General features: G+C 60.3%; 16 protein-coding genes. 10 read left to right on the top strand and 6 right to left on the bottom strand.

Annotated features, from left to right (window positions below; translation table 11 throughout):
- The first annotated feature begins 41 nt into the window (after window positions 1-41).
- The 3 genes from EI290_RS12215 (at window position 42) to EI290_RS12225 (ending at window position 3,744) form a co-directional block, all read left to right on the top strand.
- Entirely contained in the window at window positions 42-1,205 is a 1,164-nt protein-coding gene (locus EI290_RS12215) for a universal stress protein (protein ID WP_125430494.1), read from the top strand.
- A 195-nt stretch (window positions 1,206-1,400) separates the two neighbouring features.
- On the top strand, window positions 1,401-3,188 hold the full coding sequence (locus tag EI290_RS12220) for a HAMP domain-containing sensor histidine kinase (RefSeq protein WP_125430497.1): 1,788 nt from the start codon (window positions 1,401-1,403) through the stop codon (window positions 3,186-3,188).
- Window positions 3,189-3,345: 157 nt separating this feature from the next.
- Window positions 3,346-3,744, top strand: a complete 399-nt coding sequence (locus EI290_RS12225) for a hypothetical protein (RefSeq protein WP_125430500.1) — start codon at window positions 3,346-3,348, stop codon at window positions 3,742-3,744.
- A 79-nt stretch (window positions 3,745-3,823) separates the two neighbouring features.
- Here the strand turns inward: EI290_RS12225 and EI290_RS12230 are convergent, their stop codons facing one another.
- The 5 genes from EI290_RS12230 to EI290_RS12250 all read right to left on the bottom strand — a co-directional run bounded on the left by EI290_RS12230 (window position 3,824) and on the right by EI290_RS12250 (window position 8,243).
- Complete coding sequence (locus EI290_RS12230; protein WP_125430503.1) at window positions 3,824-4,171, bottom strand: hypothetical protein; 348 nt, start codon at window positions 4,169-4,171, stop codon at window positions 3,824-3,826.
- Between the two features lie 97 nt (window positions 4,172-4,268).
- A complete protein-coding gene (gene uvsE, locus EI290_RS12235) occupies window positions 4,269-5,192 on the bottom strand; it encodes a UV DNA damage repair endonuclease UvsE (RefSeq protein WP_125430506.1) in 924 nt (307 codons plus the stop codon).
- Window positions 5,193-5,294: 102 nt separating this feature from the next.
- Window positions 5,295-5,954, bottom strand: coding sequence for a carboxypeptidase-like regulatory domain-containing protein (locus EI290_RS12240; protein ID WP_125430509.1), 660 nt, complete (start codon window positions 5,952-5,954; stop codon window positions 5,295-5,297).
- A 173-nt stretch (window positions 5,955-6,127) separates the two neighbouring features.
- A complete protein-coding gene (locus tag EI290_RS12245; protein WP_125430512.1) occupies window positions 6,128-6,769 on the bottom strand; it encodes a hypothetical protein in 642 nt (213 codons plus the stop codon).
- 229 nt (window positions 6,770-6,998) lie between these two features.
- On the bottom strand, window positions 6,999-8,243 hold the full coding sequence (locus tag EI290_RS12250) for a metallophosphoesterase (RefSeq protein ID WP_125430515.1): 1,245 nt from the start codon (window positions 8,241-8,243) through the stop codon (window positions 6,999-7,001).
- A 144-nt stretch (window positions 8,244-8,387) separates the two neighbouring features.
- Between EI290_RS12250 and radC the strand changes: the two genes are divergently transcribed.
- Together radC and EI290_RS12260 are read left to right on the top strand one after the other, a co-directional pair.
- A complete protein-coding gene (gene radC / locus EI290_RS12255; RefSeq protein ID WP_246008937.1) occupies window positions 8,388-9,119 on the top strand; it encodes a RadC family protein in 732 nt (243 codons plus the stop codon).
- Window positions 9,120-9,274: 155 nt separating this feature from the next.
- Window positions 9,275-9,889 (top strand): DUF1684 domain-containing protein, encoded by a 615-nt coding sequence (locus EI290_RS12260; RefSeq protein WP_125430521.1) that lies wholly within the window; start codon window positions 9,275-9,277, stop codon window positions 9,887-9,889.
- A gap of 52 nt (window positions 9,890-9,941) precedes the next feature.
- Here the strand turns inward: EI290_RS12260 and EI290_RS12265 are convergent, their stop codons facing one another.
- Window positions 9,942-10,550, bottom strand: coding sequence for a Uma2 family endonuclease (locus EI290_RS12265; RefSeq protein ID WP_125430524.1), 609 nt, complete (start codon window positions 10,548-10,550; stop codon window positions 9,942-9,944).
- A 195-nt stretch (window positions 10,551-10,745) separates the two neighbouring features.
- On the opposite strand from EI290_RS12265, the gene pheT reads away from it, so the two are divergent.
- The 5 genes from pheT to EI290_RS12290 all read left to right on the top strand — a co-directional run bounded on the left by pheT (window position 10,746) and on the right by EI290_RS12290 (window position 16,754).
- Window positions 10,746-13,241, top strand: a complete 2,496-nt coding sequence (gene pheT / locus EI290_RS12270) for a phenylalanine--tRNA ligase subunit beta (protein ID WP_125430527.1) — start codon at window positions 10,746-10,748, stop codon at window positions 13,239-13,241.
- A 157-nt stretch (window positions 13,242-13,398) separates the two neighbouring features.
- Entirely contained in the window at window positions 13,399-13,695 is a 297-nt protein-coding gene (locus tag EI290_RS12275) for a hypothetical protein (protein ID WP_125420402.1), read from the top strand.
- A 34-nt stretch (window positions 13,696-13,729) separates the two neighbouring features.
- Window positions 13,730-14,020, top strand: coding sequence for a cell division protein ZapA (locus EI290_RS12280; protein ID WP_125430530.1), 291 nt, complete (start codon window positions 13,730-13,732; stop codon window positions 14,018-14,020).
- A gap of 135 nt (window positions 14,021-14,155) precedes the next feature.
- A complete protein-coding gene (rny, locus tag EI290_RS12285; RefSeq protein ID WP_125430533.1) occupies window positions 14,156-15,853 on the top strand; it encodes a ribonuclease Y in 1,698 nt (565 codons plus the stop codon).
- Window positions 15,854-16,166: 313 nt separating this feature from the next.
- On the top strand, window positions 16,167-16,754 hold the full coding sequence (locus EI290_RS12290; protein ID WP_125430536.1) for a hypothetical protein: 588 nt from the start codon (window positions 16,167-16,169) through the stop codon (window positions 16,752-16,754).
- Window positions 16,755-16,757: the final 3 nt, after the last annotated feature.

Here is a 16,757-nt window from a genome sequence, read left to right on the forward strand (position 1 = left end):
CTCTCCCCAAGGAGAGGGGGCTAGGGGGTGAGGTCCACGATATGAGTGACGACCAAGAGCGTGACCAGTCGGCCGAGCGGTTTCTGCAACTGGTGCAGGAGCGGCGGCGGGGCCGGCTGAAGGTGTATCTGGGGCTGGCGGCCGGCGTGGGCAAAACCTACCGCCTGTTGCAGGAAGCCCACGAGCTGCGGGCCCACGGCGTGGATGTGGTGCTGGGCTACATTGAAACCCACGGCCGCCCCGGCACCGTGGCCGAGCTGCGCGACCTGCCCACGGTGCCGCGCAAGCACATCTTCTACAAGGGCCGGATGCTGGAGGAAATGGACGTGCAGGGCATTCTGCAACGCCGGCCCTCGGTGGTGGTGGTCGATGAGCTGGCTCACACCAACGTGCCCGGCTCCGGAAACGAGAAACGCTGGCAGGACGTGGAGCAGTTGGTGCGGGCCGGCATTTCGGTGCTCACGGCCGTGAACATCCAGCACCTGGAAAGCCTCCACGACCAGGTGCTGCGCATCACGGGCACCGACGTAACGGAGCGCGTGCCCGACCAGGTGCTCAAGCAGGCCGACGAGGTGGTAAACGTGGACCTGACGGTGGGCGAGCTGCGCGGGCGCCTGGAGGAAGGCAAGATTTACGACGCGGCCAAGGTGCCCACGGCGTTGCAGAACTTCTTTCAGGCCGAAAACCTGTTGCAGCTGCGCCAGCTGGCCGTGCGCGAAACTGCCAACCTCATCAGCCGCCAGATTGAAACCGACGGGGGCGGGGCCGCGCCCGTGGCCCCCGAGCGCCGCAACCAGGACCGCCTGCTGGCCTGCATCAACGCCAACGCCCCGGCCGCCAGGGAAATCATCCGCAAAACCTCACGCCTCGCCGACCGCCTCTCGGCCGCCGGCTGGTACGTGCTTTATGTGCAAACGCCCCGCGAATCGGTCGACCGTATCAACTTGGCCACTCAGCGCCATCTGCTCAACAACCTGCAGCTCACTACCGAGCTGGGCGGCCAGATTTTGCGCGTAAAAGCCGACGACGCCGTGCCCGAAATCCTGCGCATCGCCCAGGAAAAGAACGTGACGCTGCTCATCTGCGGCGTAACGGGCGAGAAAAGCTGGTGGGAGCGGCTGCTGCGCCGGGGCGTCACGCGCCGCCTCATCCGCGCCGTAGCCCGCTCCCCGCTGGATGTGGACGTGTTTCTAGTGAGTTACTGATGTAGTTAGAGTCCGGTAAGCTGTCATGCTGAGCTTGTCGAAGCATCTCTACCTCTGGCTAATCAACCAGCGTTGCACCGATATCCGCTCCATAGCCCAGGATTTAAACCCTGGGCTACTGAACCGCCCAAACGAAGCGGTAGAGATGCTTCGACAAGCTCAGCATGACGGTCAAGTAGAACAATTACCCCGCCCATGAACCTCAAAACCAAAATCACCCTGGCCTTTGTCACCATGCTGCTGCTGCTGCTGGGGGTGAGTGCCTTCACGTTGTACTCGCTTAACCGCCTCGACCGCACGGCGCGCAACGTGGTCAAGGACAATCTATACTCCATTGAGCTGGGCCAGCAAATGCTGCGCGCCCTCGACCAGCTGCAGCTGCGGGAAGCTCCATTGGATGAAGCTTCCAAGAAACGCTTCGAGCAGCTGTTGACGCGGGAGGCGGGCAACATCACGGAACCTGGTGAGCAGCAGGTAGTAGACTCCTTGGTTGACCGGGTAGGTGAGCTGAACCGGTATCTGGCTTCCGATACGACTTCGCCGCAAATATGGCAAAGCCAGATGCAGAAGTTCCGGGGGCTGACCTACCGCATGATTGACCTAAACACCCAGGCCCTCAGCCGCAAAAACGAAGCCGCTAACCGCACCGCCACCCAGCAGCAGCGCTATGTGCTGGCGCTACTAACCTTTGCCCTGCTCACCTCCCTGCTGTTTGTGCTGAGCGTGCCCGAGGCGGCCGTCAGCGGCCTGCGCAAGCTCACGGCCAGCATCGAAAACGCCACCAACCAGGACTATTCGGCCTCCATTCCGGTGGAAAGCCACGACGAGTTTGGTACGGTGGCGCGGGCCTTCAACCGCATGCTGGTGCAGCTCCAGGACTACCGCACCTCCACGCTGGCCCAGCTGATGGCCGAGCGCAACCGCGTGGCCAGCATCGTGAACAACTTAGATGAAGGCCTGCTGCTGGTGGATGAGAACCGCCGGGTGCTGCTGGTGAACCCCGTGGCGGCCAACCTGCTGGCCCTGCCCGCCGCCGAGCTGCTAGGCTGCCCCGCCGACGAGGTGGCCCGCCAGAACGACCTGTTCCGGGAACTGCTGCGCCACCTCGATACACCCGCCGCCCAGCGCCCCCAGGAGGCGGGGCCGGTGCTCACGCTGGCCCAGAACGGTGAGGAAGTGTACTACCGCGTAGCCGTTAACGACGTTATCAGCTTCAACGAGGCCCTGGACAAGATGGAGTTTGTGGGTTCCATTCTTACGCTGCACAACGTGTCGGAATACAAGAAGCTGGACCAGGCCAAGTCGAACTTCCTGGCTACGGTGTCGCACGAGTTGAAAACGCCGCTTTCCAGCATCAATTTTAGCCTCAAGCTGCTGCAAAACGGCAAAGTGGGCACCGTGAACGAGGAGCAGCAGCGGATTCTGGCCACCATCAAGCAGGAAAATCAGCGGCTGCTTAAGCTGGTGGGCGAGCTGATTGACGTGTCCCGGTTGGAATCGGGCAACATTCAGCTCAACTTCCAGCCCACCCAGGTGCGCGACATCGTGCAGTTTGCCGCCGACACCATTCAGCTCCAGCTCCAGCCCAAGCAGCTCACCCTCGATATTCAGGTGCCCACGGAGCTGCCCCCGGTACGTGCCGACATCGAGAAAACCACCTGGGTGCTGCTGAACCTGCTGGCCAACGGCATCCGCTACTCGCCCGAGCAGGGGCAGCTGCACATTCGGGCGGCGCTGGCGGCGGGCGGGCAGCAGGTGGAGGTGCTGGTGCAGGACCACGGCCCCGGCATCGCGCCCCAGTACCAGGAAAAAATCTTCCAGCGCTTCGTCCAGATTCCCGACAAGAGCGGCTACCGGGGCGGCTCGGGCCTGGGCCTGAGCATTGCCCGCGAGTTCATCGGGAGCCAGGGCGGGCAGCTGTGGGTGGAAAGCGAGCTGGGCAGCGGCAGCACCTTCCGCTTCACGCTGCCGGTGGCGGGCTGAGGGGCCGGCGCGGGGCCGAAACGCTGGGTCAAATTAAGCTCAACGGCACGCACATAAGATTTTGGGTTTGTCCGGCGACTGGGAGTTGCCTCACGTACAGCCACCTACGCCACCCCACTGCTGGGGCGGGTCCTTTTTATCTTACATCTGCTTCGCCATGAAATTTCCCCTGCTTGCCGCAGCCGCGCTGCTCCTGACCGCCACCGCCGCCTCCGCCCAGATTTCTCCCTCTGAGCCCCAACGGGGCGGAACGCTCAACCAGACCACCGTGCCGCCGCCCAACCCGGCTAACCCCACCACTAACCCCGGCACCCTCGACCAGCGCACCCCCACTACTACCAACCCTACGCAAACCAGTGTGCCCGGTGCCATCGACCAGCGGCCCACTACCACGCCAACAATGCGCTCCGGTGATGTGCGCCGCACTACCCCAACGGGCACCCCGCGTGCCCGCACCATAGGTAACGGTACCCGCGTCAGAACGACACCCGGTGCCACAGCACCTCCGACTACCACGCCCACTACTACCACGCCGGCGGGTACTACCCGCCCTTAGTAGACTGCCTGGATGTACGCAAAAAGCCGCTCCGTACTACTACGGAGCGGCTTTTTGCGTGTTGGGAAGGATTGGGCGGCTAGCGGGCTTCTTCCAACTGCCCACCCGCTTTCAGCAGCAGATCAGAAAGACTGGAAAGACCACTTTTTACCTCTTCAGGTGAGGAACGGACAATTTCCGCCGTTTGTGCTCCCAGCATACTCAGGGAGCGGCCTATGGCCTGCCCATTAAGACCCGCTGCACCGCTGCTAAGTAAGGATTGCAGGTTGCCTAGTTCGCGGCCGATATCCTGGAGGGCTGGCTCGCCGCTTTGCAGCAGGTGCTGCTGCCAGGTTTCGGTGTTGTCCATGGCGGCACTAATCGGAATGCCGGTCAGGCCGTTGCTGAGGGAATGGGTAGTGGCGTTGAGCAGATCAGAAAATACCATTGGTAGGGAAGGGAATAGAAGCGTGAAAACAAGCCGCGCGGCCCGTCGGAAGGCTGTACGGGCCGGCTGTGCGCGGGGTTAGTTAGCGGCCCTCTCTTTACGATGACGCACCAGACAGGGCCTCTGCCGCTGCTATGCGGCCCAGGCCACGCAGAATGCCGCAGGCCCGGCCGGCGCTGGCTTCCTTGTCTTTTATTTCCAGCATAATGTCCACGTCCAGGTCGCCGAGGTCGTGCAGGAAGCCCCGGAACAGGTCTTCCTCCATGCTATTGGTGTGCTTGCCTTTCCGCTCGCCGTGGGCCTGCGAACTGTAATCCATCATCATCACGCCGTCGTGGGTGGGGTGCCAGGTGGCGGCGGCCAGGCGCAGGGCTTCGGCCATCGGCTCACCGTGGTTCAGGCACTCGTGGTGGAAGTTGTCGAACAGAATGGGGATGCCCACCGCCCGGTGCACGCGCAAACAGTCCTGAAGGCTGAACAGCCGGTCGTCATTCTCGATAACCAGTCGTGCCCGCACCGCCTCCGGCAACCGCTCGTAGGTGGTAATGAAGCGCGAAATGGCCAGCTCCCGGTCGCCGTAAAGTCCCCCAACGTGGATTTGAAGCTTGTGGGTGCTGTTCAGGCCCATCAAGTCCAGCATCGAGCCCTGGTAAATCAGCTCCTGAATGCTACGCTCCACAATATCCTCGCTGGGCGAGTTCAGCACCACAAACTGGTCGGGGTGAAATGATACGCGCATGTCCTGGGCCTTGATAAAGTCGCCCACCTGCCGGAACTCCGCCGCGAAGCGTGTTTGCCAGGGATACGTATTGATAGGGTGGGAGCCAAACGGTACGATGCCCGAGCCAATGCGAAAAAACAGCAGCTGCTGCTCCACGTTCCAGGCCAGAATGCGCAACAGACAGCTCAGGTTGTTGCTTACGGCTGTTTCCACCCGCTCATCGGAGTACGAAGCCAACCGGAACGTGCTGGTGGTGGTGCAATCCAGCGTTTCGTTTACACAGGGATATCCAATCTTCATACCCCGGCTATACGGGAAAACGGGGAAAAGCGCCATCATCCTGAGCTTACGAAGCATGATGGCATGATGGCACATCAAGCGCATCACTTCCCCATCTCACCGCTACTCCACCTCGTAGCCCCGGTTATCTTTGAAGTTTTTGTTGTAGCGTCGCTGCACCTGCCGGGCCTTTTCGGCGGCTTCCTCCGCCTGAATTTCTTCCATCTTACGACGCTGTTTGCCCTCCCGGGAGAATTGCTCATACAGCAGGCTTACAGGACTGGCCAGAGTAGGCACAGGTGCTTTAGGGGCCGCAGAATCCACGGGGAAGAGTGGCTTGGGGGCCGGCGGGCGCTTCACGGCGCTGGTAGGAGCAGTGCTGGGCCGCTTGATGTTGCGCAGCGCCCGGTTGATAGTGGCCCGGTCGGGGCGCCCTTCCGTAATGCGTACTTCTCCCAGCTGCACCGTATCCTGGAGCAGCTTGATCTGCACAATCAGCTGCGAGAGGCCCGTACCCCCCAGCAACAGCCGCTGGGCCTTGTACCCAATGGCCCGGAAAACCAGCGTATCGGTGTTGTTGGCCGTGATGTTGAAGTCGCCTTCCTTGTTGGCTACTACGCCGGCCCGGGTCCGTTGTACCAGTACCGTGGCACCGGGTATAGGTTTGCGGGAGGCCGCATCAGAAATACTGCCGGTTACCCGTATCTGCGCCTGGGCCAGCCCGGCCAGCAACAATAGCACCAGGAGCAGCACATAGCGAACAAGGAGCAGAAAACGCATCATCAGGCAACAAACTAACGCACCCTAGGCAGATAAATCCAATAAAACCTACTGATTAGGGTGTATCATCGACGGATCAACGCCGGAAGGAGACAAAAAGAGCCCGCACCGTTGCAGGTGCGGGCTCTTGGGTAGCAGCAAATTTGCGGCTAAGCTGGGTTTACCAGTAGTGCAGATTACTTGATGACGGACTTGTCGCCTTCTTCCGGTTTCATCTTTACGGTGCCGTCGTCGCCGTCCATCTTCATCTTATTGCCCTCGGCGTCTTTGATTTTCACGTCGCCGTCAGCTTTTACCTTCACTTTCGAAGCGTCGCTCATATCCGAACCCGAAGCCGTGGCATCAGTAGTGCTCATGTCGGAAGTTGCCATGTTGGAGTCATCCTCCATGTACCGGTCGTCCATGTAGTCCGTCCGGCTCGATTCGTACGCCGAGTACTGGGTTGGGTCGGTGAAGATGGATTTCATCTCCGCGTCGGTGTCGGTATACACTCCGCGCATAGCGGCTGCCATACCAGTGGTATCGGTGGCATATTTGGTTTGTAGCTCGGCAATACGCTGGCCGCGGGTTACGTACACGGTGCGCACCTTGGTACGGGTAGCGTCGTCGAACTTCATTTTAGCCGCCATATCTGCCGCAATCCGGTCGGCCCGGCGCTCAATGGCTTCGGGCGTGTAGGAGGTAGTGGTGGTGGTAGTAGTGGTGGTAGTGGTACCGTCGGCCGAGGTGGTCGTGGCGGTGTCGGCAGTTTTGTTTTCCGAGCACGAAGCCGTCATAAAGGCCGCCGCGGCCGAGAAGATTAACAAGGTCTTTTTCATGGCTTGAGAGAAATTGAAGGGAGAGAAGAGGGTAGGAAAAATCTAATGCGGCCTATACGGAGTGCAAGCTCGTCTGGTTGCCGTGCACCATGCAGAACGTATACCCCAGGGCTGGGCTTTGGCCCAGGCAGGAAGGGAGTCGTCCGTAAAAACGTGTACCCCAGAGCCTAGCTCCGGGGTACATGTCTTCTGTAGCTATATACCTGTTTACTCAGCCTGAACGCTTTACCTAGCCCCGGCGTAGCTCAAACACCGTAATTTCGGGTAGGAAGCCCACCCGGCCATGGTAGCCGATAAAGCCCAGTCCGGCATTCACGTACAGATACTGCTTACCACGCTGATACAGGCCGGCCCACTGCTTATAGGCATATTGCACCGGGCTCCATTTCAGAAAGGGCAGGTTCACGCCGAATTGCATACCGTGGGTATGCCCCGCCAGCATTAAATCAATATCCTCGTACTGATGTACCTGCCCATCCCAATGTGAAGGGTCATGGCTGAGCAAAATCTTGAACGGCGCAGCAGGGTCAGCAGCAGCGTGGGCTTTGGCCAGGTTACCGTACTGAGCAAACCCCCGGGCACCCCAGTTTTGCACCCCCAGAATGGCAATTTTCTCGCCGTTGCGCTCCACGGTGCGGGCCTCATCCAGCAATAGGTTCCAGCCAATTTTAGCATGGTTTTGCTTGATGCGGGCCAGATTAGCGGCTTTGGCCGCAGGGCCGCCTTCCTCAGCCCAGTTCACATAGTCGGCGTAATCGTGGTTGCCGAGAATGGAGTAGATGGGCAGCTTAGACTGGATGCCGGCCAGCGTGTCGATGTGCTCCTCTACCTCGGTGGCGTAGTTATTCACCAGGTCGCCGGTCATAAAAATCTGGTCGGCCTGCTGCTCGTTAATGAGTTGCACGGCCCGCTGCAAGGGCTCTTTGGAGTGAAAGGAACCCGTGTGCAAATCAGAAATCTGCAGCAGCTTGAACCCATCAAAGGAAGCCGGCAGGTTGGGGAAGCGCAGCGTCACGCGGCGCACGGTGTAGTCGGTGCCGCCCTTCGCCATTCCCCAGAGCAACGACACGAACGGCACGGCTCCCAGCACCAGGGCCGCCTTGCTCAGAAACTCACTGCGCGAAATACTGGTGCCGGCGTTGCCGGCGGGGCGGCTTCCGAGCTGCAGGGCCCAGCGGGCCACGCGCGTCAGGTCTTCGAGCAGCAGCGGAATCAGAATGACGATTTTGGCGGCCAGTACAGCCAGCAGTAGCCCGCCCAGGTAGGATTTAAAGGACGGATGCTCGTGGCGGTTGCGCAGGGCCCAGAAGCCTACCACCCAAATGCCCACCGAAATACCCCAGTACAGAGCGGCCGTTAGCCGGCGGGTGCCGGAGTCGGCTGACTGAAAAACAGTGCGGAAGGCTTGATAGCCATACCATTCGGCCACAGCTATCAGACCGAAAAAGAAAACGAGGAACGAGGGGTTGCGCATAAAATGAACGACAACTCTGCGCCCTTGACTTGGGTTTGGCGCGAGTTGCCAGAGTAAGAGACGAGACTGAGGGGTTTTTGCTTTAAATTCCGGGCATTACAACAACGGTGCCCTATGCAAGAGTTTGACAATCTGACGGAAAATATGCCAGTACCAACCCCTGAATCGGCTGCTGTTCCGTACGCAACCCCGGCCGCTTTTGGTATAAAAAGTTGGGCCGAGGAGGACCGGCCCCGCGAAAAGCTCATGCAGAAAGGCCGCGCCGCCCTGTCCGATGCCGAGCTGCTGGCCATTCTGCTGGGTTCGGGCACGGCCAAGCTCTCGGCCGTGGATGTGGCTAAGCTGGTGCTCAGCGCCGCTCAGAACGACTTAAACGCCCTGGCCCGCTTCTCCCTGAAAGAGCTGATGCGCCAAAAGGGCATAGGAGAGGCCAAAGCCATTACCATCGTGGCGGCCCTGGAGCTGGGCCGCCGCCGCAAGGAGGCCGATGCCCCCGCCCGCGCCACCATCACCAACTCCCGCGACATTTACCGCGTGATACGGCCCCACCTGCAGGATTTGCCTCATGAGGAATTCTGGGTGGTACTCCTGAATCGGGCCAACGTGGTCATGCGTACCGTCAGCATCAGCCGGGGCGGGGTGGCCGGCACCGTCGCCGACCCCAAGCTCATCTTCAAGGAGGCGTTGGAACAGCTGGCCAGCAGCATCATTCTGGTACACAACCACCCCAGCGGCAACAAGAACCCCAGCGCCGCCGACGTTGCCCTCACCCGCAAGCTCAAGGAAGCCGGCCAGTTCCTCGACCTGCCCATCCTCGACCACCTCATTTATACCGACAACGGCTACTACAGCTTTGCTGATGAGGGCATGCTGTAACCCGCCAGTAGCGCGCAGCTCCGCTTCGCGCACGAGCGAAGCGAGTATCTGGTACCGCCCCGTCCGCGTGGGAACTCGCCTGCGGCTCGTGCGCGCAGCAGAGCTGCGCGCTACTAATTCTGCCCGGAGCCGGAACCGCGCCTTATTTTTGCCCCATGCGCTTACATCCCAAATTGTTCATTGCCCTCGGCCTGCTGCTGGTATTCGGTTACTTTGCCCAGGATATTCTCCTTAACGACGACCAGTACGCCGCCCGCCTGCGCAAGGCCCGGGAGGCTAAAAACACGGGGTTTCGGCGGGCCGAAGACTCACCTCTGAGTCCGGAGCAACGTCAGACGTTCGACAGCCTGAACTACTACGCCCCGGATACAGATTACCGGTTCGAGGCCCAGCTGGAGCAACTGGCTCAGCGCGACACGGTGGAAATGCCTCTAACTGATGGCAAAGTGGATAAGTACCTGCGCTGGGGCCGGGCCAGCTTTGTCCTGAACAAGCAGGAATACAAACTCACGCTGTTTTTGAAAGCCGACGGCAAGGACACCACGCTGTTTGTACCCTTCACCGACCGCACCAACGGCTTCGCTACCTACGGCGGCGGCCGTTACCTCGACGCCCCCCTGCCCGCCGCCGGTGACACGGAAGTAGTGCTGGATTTCAACGAGGCCTACAACCCTTACTGCGCCTACGCCGACGGTTACGCCTGCCCCGTGCCCCCCGCCGACAACCGCCTGCCTGTGGAAATTAAAGCCGGGGAGAAGACGTTTAAGTAATAATATTCCACAAATGCGTGTCATTCCGAGCGGAGCGAGGAATGACACGCATTTATTCCTCCCGCAACGGCTGCAAATCCAGGCGGAAACCGGGTAAGACGGGTGCTGCATCGAGTTCCTGGTCGTAGCCGTGTAGTTCCTCTGCAGGCTGGCCGGCACGGTACACCCAGGCTGTTTCGGTTTCTACATCCAGCAAAAAGCCTAACTGTGCGCCGTTGCTGAGCCACTGCTCCATTTTGGCTTGCAGAGTGGAAATTCGGTCGGAGGGAGATTTAACTTCGACCACAAACTCCGGGCAAATGGGCAGGAACTTGTTGCGCAGCTCCGTCGGCACCCGCGCCCAGTTTGCCTGGCTGAACCAGGAAGCATCGGGGGAGAGCGTGGCCTTATCGGGCAGCACGTACGCCGCTGATGATTCGCCGACGCGGCCCAGTCGGTTGGCAACATTCCAGTTGCTGAGTTGGCGAACAACCTCGGCGCTGGCCGAGCTGGAAAGGAATCCGGCGGGCAACATAAAGATAATTTCGTGGTCGGCGGTGCGCTCTACGCGCAGGTCACGGTTGTCCTGGCAAAACTGGAAAAACTCCTCATCCGTGAAGCCAGTTACCAGCGGGCCACGCAGTACAATGGCCTCTTCCGAAATAGCAGGGCGGTTCGACATACAGATTAAGTGTTGCTGTACCGAAATATACACCAAAACCACCCGCGCGGGTTCGGTTTCCGCCACCCGCCCGAATCCGTACCTTTGTCGTCAGTTACCCGTTGTCAGTTGCCTGTTACCAGTTATCAGTAAAAGCCTGGTCACAATGAATGAGCAACCGACAACTGGCAACCGGCAACTGATAACTGACAACTGATGAAAATATCCCTCGACTGGCTCCGCACGCTCATTCCCACCGATAAACCCGCCGAGGAAATTGGCAAGCTGCTCACCGGCTCCGGGCTGGAGGTAGAAGGTATTGAGGAGCTGGAAAGCGTACCTGGCGGCCTGCGCGGCGTAGTGCTGGGCACCGTGCTCACCCGCGAAAAGCACCCCGACGCCGACAAGCTCAGCGTTACTACCGTGGATGTGGGCGACGGCACCATCCGCCAGATTGTGTGCGGTGCCCCCAACGTGGCCGCCGGCCAGCGTGTGGTAGTGGCTCTCGACGGGGCCGTGCTGCACCCTTCCGAAGGCGAGCCGTTCAAAATCAAGAAGTCCAAAATCCGGGGCCTGGCCTCCGAGGGCATGATCTGCGCCGAGGACGAAATCGGCCTGGGCCAGGGCCACGCCGGCATCATGGTGCTCACCACCGACCTGCCCAACGGTACGCCCGCCGCCGAATACTTCGGCCTGGGCTCCGACTCGGTCCTGGAAATTGGCCTGACCCCGAACCGCGCCGATGCCGCCTCGCACTACGGCGTGGCCCGGGAGCTGCGCGCTTTGCTGCGCCAGCCCTGCCACCTGCCCGATATCAGCGGCTTCCACGCCCCGGCTACGGCCGCCGCGCCCATTACCGTAACCCTTGAAGATGCCGCCGCGGCGCCGCGCTACGCCGGTCTGCTGCTCTCAACCGTGCAGGTCGGCCCCTCGCCCGAGTGGCTGCAGCGTCGCCTGCGCAGCATCGGCCTTTCGCCCATCAACAACGTGGTGGACGTGACCAACTTCGTGCTGCACGAGCTGGGCCAGCCCCTGCACGCCTTCGACGCCGACCAGATTACGGGCAACCAGGTGCGCGTGAAGCGGGCCGCGGAAGGGGAGAAGTTCACCACCCTCGACGGTACTGAGCGCACCCTCCGCGCCGAAGACCTGGTTATTGCCGATGCGAATGGTACGCCGATGGCCTTGGCCGGCGTGTTCGGGGGCAAAACCTCGGGCGTAAGCGAAGCCACTACTCGCGTGTTCCTGGAAAGCGCCTACTTCGCCCCGGCCGTGGTGCGCAAAACCGGCCAGACCCACCAGCTCAAAACCGACGCTTCCTTCCGCTTCGAGCGGGGCACCGACCCCAACATGGTGCTCATCGGGCTGAAGCGGGCGGCTCTGCTGCTGCAGGAAGTAGCCGGCGCTACCGTGGCCGCCCCCGTGGTGGACGAGTACCCCACCCACATCGGCCACACGCCGGTGCGCCTGCGCCTGCCCCGCGTGGAGAAGCTGGTGGGCCAGTTCATTGCCCCCGAGCGCATCCGCCAGATACTCACCGACCTCGACATCCTCATCTCGGAGGAAATTATGAGTGATGAAGTAGGAATTATGAATGGGCAAACGGGCTCAACTCATAACTCAGCACTCAACTCTCATAATTCCCCGCAAGAGTGGATTTTGTCGGTGCCGCCGCACAAGGTGGACGTGACCCGCGAGGCCGACGTAATTGAGGAAATTCTGCGCATCTACGGCTACAACCACGTGGCTTTGCGCCCCCATAACTCGGCCACGTACCTGGCCCAGTTCCCTAACCCCGACCCCGAAATCATCCGCCAGAACACGGCCCGTTTGCTCAGCGGCCAGGGGTTCTCGGAAATCATCACCAACTCCATCACCAACTCGCTGTACTTCGAGAAGGAAGGGGAGCAGGATGAGACGCTGGTGCGCCTGCTCAACTTCAACAGCGCCGAGCTGAACATCATGCGGCCTACGCTGCTGCATAGCGGCCTGGAGGTAATTCGCCACAACGTGAACCGCCGCCAGCGCGACCTGAAGCTGTACGAGTTCGGTAAAGCCTACCGCCAGAAGGCCGGCGGCCAGTACGAGGAGTACAACAAGCTGGTCATTTACCTCACCGGCAACACCGCCGCCGAAACCTGGCAGCAGAAGTCGGACAAGAGCAGCTTCCACCAGCTGGCCGGCGCGGTGCAGCAGGTGCTGGCCTCGCTGGGCTTCCCGCAGCCCACCTCGCAGCCGGTGCAGCACCCGTACCTGGCCGGCGGCCTCACCCTGCTGGCTCAGAACCAGCCGGTAGCCCAGCTGGGCGCGGTATCAACGGCCATCCTGAAGCGCCTCGACGTGAGCCAGCCGGTGTGGTACGCTGAGCTGGACTGGGACTGGCTGATGCGCAAGTACAAGAACACACTGGTAGCCCGCGAGCTGCCCAAGTTCCCGGAAGTGCGCCGCGACCTGTCGTTGGTGGTGGATAAAACCGTCACCTTCGACCAGCTCCAGCAGATTGCCCGCCGCACCGAGAAGAAACTCCTGCAGCAGGTGAACGTGTTCGACGTGTACGAGGGCGACAATCTGGGCCAGGGCAAGAAGTCGTACTCCGTGAGCTTCCTGCTCCAGGATCCTGCCCAAACCCTCACCGACCAGGCCATCGACTCGGTGATGAACCGCCTCATCCAGCAGTTCGAGCAGCAGGCCGGCGCTCTGATTCGGAAGTAACAGTAGCGCGCAGCTCCGCTTCGCGCACGAGCGGAGCGAGTATCCCGGTACCGCTCCGCATGCACGAGCCGCGTAGGAACTCGCCTGCGGCTCGTGCGCGAAGCGGAGCTGCGCGCTACTATGTTCCGTATCTTCACCACCAACCAAAAACTAAAAAATGGCCTCCACCCAGCAGCTTGCGCAACTCGACCGCCTGGAGCGGCAGGTGACCACCTTAGTGGCTGCCTATCAGCAGTTGCGCGAGGAGCTGGCCGATTCGCAAACCACCATTCAGCAGCTGCAGGCCGACGTGCGTGACCGGGAGCGGCAGCTGAAGGATTTCCAGAATCAGGAGAATATCACTAAACTTGTCAATACCATAGCCGGGGAACCGGCCAATGTCAACGAGCTGAAACTTCGCCTCAACGAATACATCCGAGAAATAGATAAGTGCCTTGCCTATTTGAGGGAGTAACCACCACACCAACCCCACCGCCCACTGGCTACTGATGTCCGATCTATCCATCAAAATCCGCGTTGCCGACCGGGACTACCCCATGCGGGTAAGCCCCCAGGACGAGGAGCGCCTGCGCCTGGCAGGCCGGCTGCTAAACGAGCGGCTGAAGGAATTTCGGGACCAGTATGGCATTCAGGACAAGCAGGATCTGCTGGCCATGATTGCATTATCGACAATGGCTGACCGCCTGAAGGTCAGTAAGGAAAAGGACGGGACCGATGCAGCCCTGACTGAGCGCCTCACGCGCTTGGATGAGTTGCTGTCGGGAGTGGTGCTGGTGTAGCCGATTACCGGGTACACCGCAGCGCGAAGTAGCAGCCCGAGCAGGGCGGGGCAATCGGCCCCGCTGCCTGCGCGGGCATTGGCGTTTCTACGGAGCTATGGGTTTCTTCCTTCCTTTAACCCCCCTTCATAGCTCATGTCTGAACCTCTCTATATTGTTCTGGCTGCTGTACTTGCCCTCGTGGTAGGTGTGGTGCTAGGACGCCTACTGGCCGGCAAAGCCCGTCAGGATCAAGAAGTAGATGCCAAAGCCCGCGCCCAGCAGATTCTGGCCGAGGCGGAAGCCCAAGCCAATCGTACCCGCGACGAGCGGATTCAGCAGTCGAAAGATAAATTCCGCACCCTCAAGCAGGAATTTGAACAGGAGAGTCGGCGCCAGAAGCAGGCCCTTGACCAGGAACTGACCGAGCGCCGAGCTACGGTAGTGGAGCAGGAGCAAAGCATTAAGCAACTCACTCTGACTACCCAGAAGCAGCTGGAACAGATTCAGCGCAAGGAAAAGGAGTTAGATGCCACCCGGGAGCGACTGGAAACGCAGGCTCAGCAGCAGCGCGAAAAACTGGAAGCCCAGGAAGAAAAGCGCCGCGCTACCCTCGAAACGCAATTAGCCAAGCTGGAGCAGCGCGAGCAGGAAGTGGAGCAGGAACTGGAGGAAACCCGCCAGAGCCTGAGCGAAAAGCTGCAGCAGGTGACCTCCCAGCTTGAAACCATTTCGGGCCTCACGGCCGCCGAAGCCCGCGAGCAGCTGGTGGAAAGTCTCAAGAACGAAGCCCAGATTCAGGCCAGCTCCTATATCAAGGACGTGGTAGCCCAGGCCAAGCTCACGGCCACCAAGGACGCCAAGAAAGTGGTGCTGGAAACCATTCAGCGCACCGCCGCCGAACACGCCATTGAAAACTGCGTGAGCATTTTCAATATCGAGTCGGACGACGTGAAGGGCAAGATTATCGGCCGGGAAGGTCGCAACATCCGGGCGCTGGAAGCCGCTACCGGCGTCGAAATCATCGTGGACGACACGCCCGAGGCCATCATCATCTCGGGTTTTGACCCGGTGCGCCGCGAGGTGGCCCGCCTGAGCCTGCACCTGCTGGTGAAGGACGGCCGCATCCACCCGGCTCGCATCGAGGAGATTGTGGCCAAAACCCGCAAAAACATCGACGAGGAAATCGTGGAAATCGGGGAGAAGACCATTATCGACCTGGGCATCCACGGCCTGCACCCCGAGCTGATCAAGATGGTTGGCCGTATGCGCTTCCGTTCCAGCTACGGTCAAAACCTGCTCCAGCACTCCCGCGAAGTAGCCAACCTCTGCGCTACCATGGCCGCTGAGCTGGGCCTAAACGTGAAGCACGCCAAGCGCGCCGGCCTGCTCCACGACATCGGGAAAGTAAGCACTGAGGAGCCTGAACTGCCTCACGCCATCCTGGGCATGGAAATGGCCAAGAAGTATAAGGAGCACCCCGACGTAGTCAACGCCATCGGTGCCCACCACGACGAAATCGAAATGACGGCCATGATTTCGCCCCTGGTGCAGGCCTGCGACGCCATCAGCGGCTCGCGCCCCGGCGCCCGCCGCGAGATGATGGAGAGCTACATTAAGCGCCTGAAGCAGCTGGAGGAAACGGCCAACTCGTTCAAGGGTGTTAATCAGTGTTTCGCCATTCAGGCCGGCCGCGAGCTGCGCGTGATGGTGGACGCCGAAAACGTAACCGACGAGCGGGCCGCCGAGTTGAGCTACGAAATTTCCCAGAAAATTGAGAAGGAAATGCAGTACCCCGGTCAGATCAAAATCACCGTAATTCGGGAAATGCGCGCCGTAGCCTACGCCAAGTAGCACGTCGTTTCATCACTGTATAACCGCCCCCGTAGCCTCGGCCGCGGGGGCGGTTATGTTTTGGTAGTAATGCAACGCGGCAAGCAATTCCAGACTCCTGGGTAACGGTTACCTCATATAACAGAACCATATGCGCCCAACTATACTTCTTCTTAACCTACCGGCCGCTAGTGCATCCCTGCTGTTGGCCAGTTGCTCCGTGTACGCCCCGTTGCAGCCGGCAGCTCCGCTTATCAGGCAGAAAGGTCAGGCCGAAGTAGCCGCTAGTGCTTACATCAATGGCCGGTTGGAAAGCTCCGTAACCTACTCACCAGTGAACAACCTGCTGGTGCAGGTTGCGGGCGGGTTGAAAACGGGCGGCGGCGACTCCAGCTACTTCCGCATCAGGCAACTAGAGGCCGGCGTAGGTACGTATCGTGACTTGGGTAACGGCTGGGTAGTAGGTGGGTTGGCCGGTTATGGAGGCGGAAAAAGTAGCCGACGGTTTGAGGATGGCGGTTTCGAAGCCCGCTGGGATACAGTGAGATTCCGCAGCTATGCGGCTAAATTTCAGAAGCTCCACGCGGAAGTGTACGTGGTGCGGGATGAAAGCTGGCTGAACACTGGGCATTTAAGTTACGGAGCAGCCTTGCGCTTAGCACAGGTACGGTTTACTTCCCTGACAGATCAAGGAATAGCCATACCGCTAAATCAGATGACCCGAGTGGAACCCATGTTATTTATCAGCTCAGGTAATCCGGATGCGTTTCCCTGGCTGCAATTACGCCTCACCAGCAGCCTGTCCGTGTCGCTGGACGAAGGAAAATGGCCCTCACCGGATGAGCGAATTCGCAACACCAAAGAAGGCCGGTTGTTTACTTCCCTTGGGCTCACGATTTACCCGCACCGGTTCAGGGAGTAGCCC

This window comes from Hymenobacter metallilatus (assembly GCF_003944705.1).
Classification (GTDB): domain Bacteria; phylum Bacteroidota; class Bacteroidia; order Cytophagales; family Hymenobacteraceae; genus Hymenobacter; species Hymenobacter metallilatus.